Consider the following 5,052-nt stretch of genomic DNA (forward strand, 5'->3'; position numbering starts at 1 on the left):
AGATGCGAGCACTTGAGCGCGCACTCGTAGGCCGGGAGGACGATCCCCGCCGCGAGGCAGCGCCTGGACTCGTTCTCGTAGCCATCGAACTGCCGGCGCAGGAAGTCGACGTCGGCGACCTCGAAGTTGTACTTCGAGAACTCGTGCTCGTCCTGCCAGCGCACCTGCCCGTAGTTCACACCGTCCGGCACCCAGCGGATGTCGTAGATCGACTTCTCCAGGCCGAGGAACATCGTGATGCGCTCGAGGCCGTAGGTGAGCTCGCAGGAGATCGGGGAGAGCTCGATGCCTCCGGCCTGCTGGAAGTAGGTGAACTGCGAGATCTCCATGCCGTCGAGCATCACCTGCCAGCCGACGCCCCACGCGCCCAGGGTCGGTGCCTCCCAGTTGTCCTCCTCGAAGCGCAGGTCGTGGACCGCGAGATCGACTCCCATCGCTTCGAGGCTCTGGACGTAGAGCTGCTGGACGTCGAGCGGCGACGGCTTCAGGATGACCTGGAACTGGTTGTGCTTGTAGAGCCGGAACGGGTTGTCGCCGTAGCGCCCGTCCGCCGGCCGGCGCGAAGGCTGGACGTAGGCGACCCGCCAGGGCTCCGGCCCCAGCACCCGCAGGAAGGTGTCCGGGTGCATCGTCCCGGCACCGACTTCGAGATCGTAGGGCTGCTGCAGGACACAGCCCTGCCCCGCCCAGTAGTCCGAAAGCGCAAGTATCAACTCCTGAAAGCTCTTCATCCGCTCTTCTTCCTCTCCTCGGTGCCCTGACTTCCCGGCTAGCTGTCGAGCGCAGCGAGCGTGCGCTCCATCACCATGAGACTGCGAACTTCGTGCTGCAGAAAGTGGCGGCGGATCCGGCCCACCGCCGTCGCCACCTCGGCGAGCACCGCCGGCTTCGGCGGTGTGTCGGCCATACGCTCGATGTTCTCGCGCCCGATCCGCCGCCAGAAATCGACCGCTCCGGCCGACACCGCCTCCGCGCCGTGGGCGCTGCGTGCACAGTCGCGGCAGATGAGCCCCTCGCCGCTGGCGAGAATCGAGGCCCCGCCTTCGAGCTCCCGCCCGCACTGCGGGCAGGCGTCCGGCGGCGGGAAGATCCCGGCCGTGCGCAGCAGCCAGCTCTCGAAGTAGCGCGCCACGAGATTGCGGTCGCGGCCCGCCTCCAGCGCCTCTACGGTGGCGTCGAGGAGCCGGTAGATCACCTCCGCCGGCTCGCCCTCCTGGGCGAAGAGCGCCACCTGCTCGGCGATCGTCGCCCCGAGCAGGATTCCCTCGAGATCGAGCTGCAGCAGTTTCACCGGGCGGACGAGCTCCACCGACCCGATCCGGACGAGGTCGCGGCCCTCCTTCTCCATCCAGCCGATGCGCGCCTTGGCGAGCGGCTGCAACTCACCGGCGAAGCGGCTGAATCGGCGCTTCGCGCCGCGCGCCACCCCCCGGCGCTTGCCCTCCTCGCGGGTCAGGAAGACGACGATCCGGTCGGCCTCCTGTAGGTCCGAGACCTCGAGAATCAGCGCCTCGGCCTGATGAAACTTCACCGGGGGAGCTTATCGCGCAGCGCCCCCGGATCGCTCGCCTTCGCCTGCCCGGCGAACCGGCCTCCCGGCGAACGCCCGCTCCGCCCGCCGCTCAGTGCGCGAGATGGCGCAGGAACGCGGCGGCGAGGCCGAAGTAGATCAGGATGCCGGTGATGTCGTTGGCGGTCGAGAGCATCGGTCCGGAGGCGACGGCGGGGTCGAATCCGAGCCGCTCGAGCGCCAGCGGAATGAGCGCCCCGGTCGCGGACGCCAGCAGGATCGCCAGGAAGAGCGCCAGGCCGACGACCAGTCCGAAAATCGGGTTCTGCCAGAAGACCAGCGCGGCGACCCCGACCAGGAGCCCGCAGGCGAGCCCGAGGAGGACCGCCACCCGGAGCTGGCGGACGACGAACGCCCCGAACCGCCCCTCCCCCGCCTCCAGCCGGCCGGTGGCGAGCCCGCGCACCGCCACGGTGGAGGTCTGGCTGCCGATCGAGCCCCCCAGCCCCATGATCACCGGCACGAAGGCGAGCAGGAAGAGCGCGTCCTGAAACTGCAGCTGAAAGTACTGCAGGAGAAAGCCGACCGCCAGGAGCCCGACGATGCTCACCAGGAGCGACGGCAGACGCAGGCCCGCGACGCGCAGCGAGCGCTCTTCGTAGAGCAGCTCGCTGTCGGAGGAACCGGCGAGCTTGAAGAGGTCCTCGGTCGCCTCTTCCTTGACGACGTCGATGATGTCGTCGACCGTCACGATGCCGACCAGCCGGTTCTGGTCGTCGACCACCGGCACCGCGAGCAGGTTGTAGCGCGCCGCCTGGGCCGCGACCTCCTCCTGATCGGTGTCGACGTGGAGCTTGATCACCGACTTCTGCATGATCTCGCCGAGCGTCTGGACCGGACGCGAGAGCAGCAACTGGCGCAGCGACGTCACCCCGACCAGATGAGAGTCGCGATCCACGACATAGAGATAGAAGATCATCTCGAGGTCGCGCTTCTGCTGGATCGCGGCGATCGCCGCCTGGACGGTCTCGCCCTCGGCGAGGGCGAAGAAGTCGGGGTCCATGATCCGGCCGGCGCTGCCCTCGCGGTAGGCGAGATGGGTCTGCATCTCCGACCTGCCCGAGAGGTCGACCAGCTCGAGAAGGCGGTCGTGCAGGTCCCCGGGCAGGGACTCGAGGACGAAGACGGCGTCGTCGACCGGCAGCCGTTCGAGGAGCTTCGCGGTGCGCTCGGGCGGCAGGTTCTCGAGCAGCTCGAGGCGCTGCGCCGGCGCCATCTCGGTGAGGACGTCGCCGGCCGCCTCCGGAAAGTCGGCGCTCAGGATGTCGAACACCTGGCGCCGCTGGTCGCTCTCGAGATCGACCAGCAGCAGCGCCACATCCTCCGGCCGGATCCGCCCGAGGAGGCGCGAAATGTTGACCTCGGCGCCCCGTTCCTGGAACTTCCGCAGCGTGTCGGCGAGGAGCTGGCGGCGCGGCGGCTCGTGGGGGGTCGGGGAGGTCACGGTCGGCGAATGTAGCACAGCGACTTGCCGGCGCCGGGCGCGGTAAACTCCCCTCTGATGACTCGCCCTCTCGCCCTCATCGTCGACGACGAAGCCGGAATTCTCACCACCCTGGGCGCCATCCTCGCCGACAACGGCTTCGAGGTCGCCACCACGCCGAGCGGCACCGAAGCGCTCGATCTCTACGCCACGCGCAAGCCCGAGATCGTCTTCCTCGACGTCTGGCTGCCCGACCGCGACGGCCTCGAGACGCTCGAGACCCTGCGCGAGTTCGATCCGCAAGCGACGATCATCATGATCTCCGGTCACGGCACGTCCGCGACCGCCGTGCGGGCGATCAAGATGGGCGCTTTCGACTACCTCGAGAAGCCGCTCTCCTACGAGCAGGTGATGGCCGCGGCGCGCGCGGGCCTCGCGCACCATACGGCGCGCACGCCGGGAGCGACCGGCGACGCGGCAGCTCAGCCGGAGGATCCCGGTGGCTTCGCCTCGCACCCGGAACCCCGCCGCACGGCGATCCCCCCTCTTCTGCACCTCGAACGCAGCCGGACGCGCCAGCGGACGCTCTGCCAGAACACGGTGCTCTACGGCATGGGGCTCCACTCCGGCGGCCGCACCGGCATGGTGCTGCAGCCGCTGCCGGCAGGCTCGGGGATCCATTTCCATTCGATGCCGTCCGGCGAGTCGATCCCGGCGCACGTCTCGGCGGTCGGCGACACCGACTACGCCACGACCCTCGGCCTGAACGGTTCGACGATCAAGACGGTGGAGCATCTGCTCTCGGCGCTCCACGCCGGGGGCATCACCAACCTGCTGATCAAGGTGCACGGCGAGGTGCCGGTGCTCGACGGCTCGGCCGCCGAGTTCTGCAGGACGATCGAAGAGATCGGCGTCGAGGAGCAGGGAGAGCTGCGGCAGGAGTTCGTGGTCGACAGGAGATACGAGGTCGGGTCCGGCGACAAGACCCTGACCCTCGAGCCGTTCGACGGCTTCGCGGTCTCCTACCTGCTGCGCTATCCGCCGCCGATCGGCGAGCAGTTCTACGACTTCGAGCTCACCAGCTTCGAGGCCTACAAGCGCGAGATCGCCCCGGCGCGCACCTTCGGCTTCCTGCGCGACTTGAAGATGATGAACGAGCTGGGCCTGGGCTCCGGCGGCCGCCTCGACAACTTCATCCTGGTCGGCGAAGACCACGTCGTGAACACCGAGCTCCGTTTCCCCGACGAGTTCGTCCGCCACAAGATCCTCGACATCATCGGCGACCTCTACCTCCTCGGCTACCCCATCCGCGGCCGGGTCCACGCCCACCTGACCGGCCACCGCGACAACATCGCCCTGGTCCGCAAACTCGTCGCGGAGAATCGGCTTTCCTGACCCATCCTGGGAGGTAGAACATGGAAACGCGCAGCGGTCGGATCGTCTTTCCGCCCCATGTCGGTTCGAGCACACTTCCCATGAACGTCATCTTCGATCGCCGGGTGCTATCGGTTGCAGTCGCGCTCGCCGGCTACGAGGCGCACTACACCGGCAACGACCATCATGTGCGGCAGGTCACCGCGGACCTCACGGCCGCGCTCGGCGGCCGCGTCGACGACGGCTGGGAGGTGCGCCTGGTCGCTACCCTCTGCCTCCGGGATGACAGCGGCGCCGCCTTCGAAGGCTGGATCGACTATCTGCTCTTCGTCGAGCTCGCCAAGCCGGATCTCCGTCCGGGCGAGCTGCATCCGCCGCTCGGCGGCGGGGTCCTGGAGGCCTGAGCGATGCAGTTCCTCACCGTGACCGCCGGCAGCGTCGACCTCGCCTTCATCAGCGACCACACCATCACCGTGCCGTTTTCGTTTCCGCAGCCGGTGCACCGCGTGCACGCGATGCTCCAGGGCTTCGATATGAGCTTTCCCGAGGACGACCACCACCTGCATCGCCTGCAGCTCGACCCGCAGGTCCACTTCGACGACCGCGCCTCCCCCACCAACGGCGAGCTGCGCGTCCACTTCACCTTCCGCGACGACGGCTCCGGCCCCATCGCGACCTTCTACGC

The 5,052-nt window shown here is 68.5% G+C and carries 6 protein-coding genes; 3 read left to right on the forward strand and 3 right to left on the reverse strand.

Features of this window, described 5'->3' with window-relative positions:
• The 3 genes from KBI44_08610 to mgtE form a co-directional block, all read right to left on the reverse strand.
• Positions 1-731: glycine--tRNA ligase subunit alpha (locus KBI44_08610; GenBank protein MBP9144531.1), on the reverse strand; the 731-nt coding region annotated here is incomplete at its 3' end.
• 38 nt (positions 732-769) lie between these two features.
• On the reverse strand, positions 770-1,531 hold the full coding sequence (recO, locus tag KBI44_08615) for a DNA repair protein RecO (protein ID MBP9144532.1): 762 nt from the start codon (positions 1,529-1,531) through the stop codon (positions 770-772).
• A 91-nt stretch (positions 1,532-1,622) separates the two neighbouring features.
• On the reverse strand, positions 1,623-3,014 hold the full coding sequence (mgtE, locus tag KBI44_08620; protein ID MBP9144533.1) for a magnesium transporter: 1,392 nt from the start codon (positions 3,012-3,014) through the stop codon (positions 1,623-1,625).
• A gap of 57 nt (positions 3,015-3,071) precedes the next feature.
• Here mgtE and lpxC point away from each other — a divergent pair, with 57 nt between their 5' ends.
• The 3 genes from lpxC to KBI44_08635 all read left to right on the forward strand — a co-directional run.
• Positions 3,072-4,388: a UDP-3-O-[3-hydroxymyristoyl] N-acetylglucosamine deacetylase gene (gene lpxC, locus KBI44_08625; GenBank protein MBP9144534.1), complete on the forward strand. Its 1,317-nt coding sequence runs from the start codon at positions 3,072-3,074 to the stop codon at positions 4,386-4,388.
• Between the two features lie 20 nt (positions 4,389-4,408).
• The gene (locus tag KBI44_08630) at positions 4,409-4,771 is read left to right on the forward strand and encodes a hypothetical protein (protein ID MBP9144535.1); all 363 of its coding nucleotides are present in this window, start codon (positions 4,409-4,411) and stop codon (positions 4,769-4,771) included.
• Between the two features lie 3 nt (positions 4,772-4,774).
• Positions 4,775-5,052 (forward strand): hypothetical protein (locus KBI44_08635; GenBank protein MBP9144536.1); only part of this gene is annotated, 278 nt, incomplete at its 3' end.

The organism is Thermoanaerobaculia bacterium (assembly GCA_018057705.1).
GTDB lineage: Bacteria > Acidobacteriota > Thermoanaerobaculia > Multivoradales > JAGPDF01 > JAGPDF01.

Bases quoted from the DNA above. Each gene is read 5' to 3' on its own strand.
- lpxC (MBP9144534.1), top strand. From the start codon at position 3,072: ATGACTCGCCCTCTCGCCCTCATCGTCGACGACGAAGCCGGAATTCTC.
- KBI44_08630 (MBP9144535.1), top strand. From the start codon at position 4,409: ATGGAAACGCGCAGCGGTCGGATCGTCTTTCCGCCCCATGTCGGTTCG.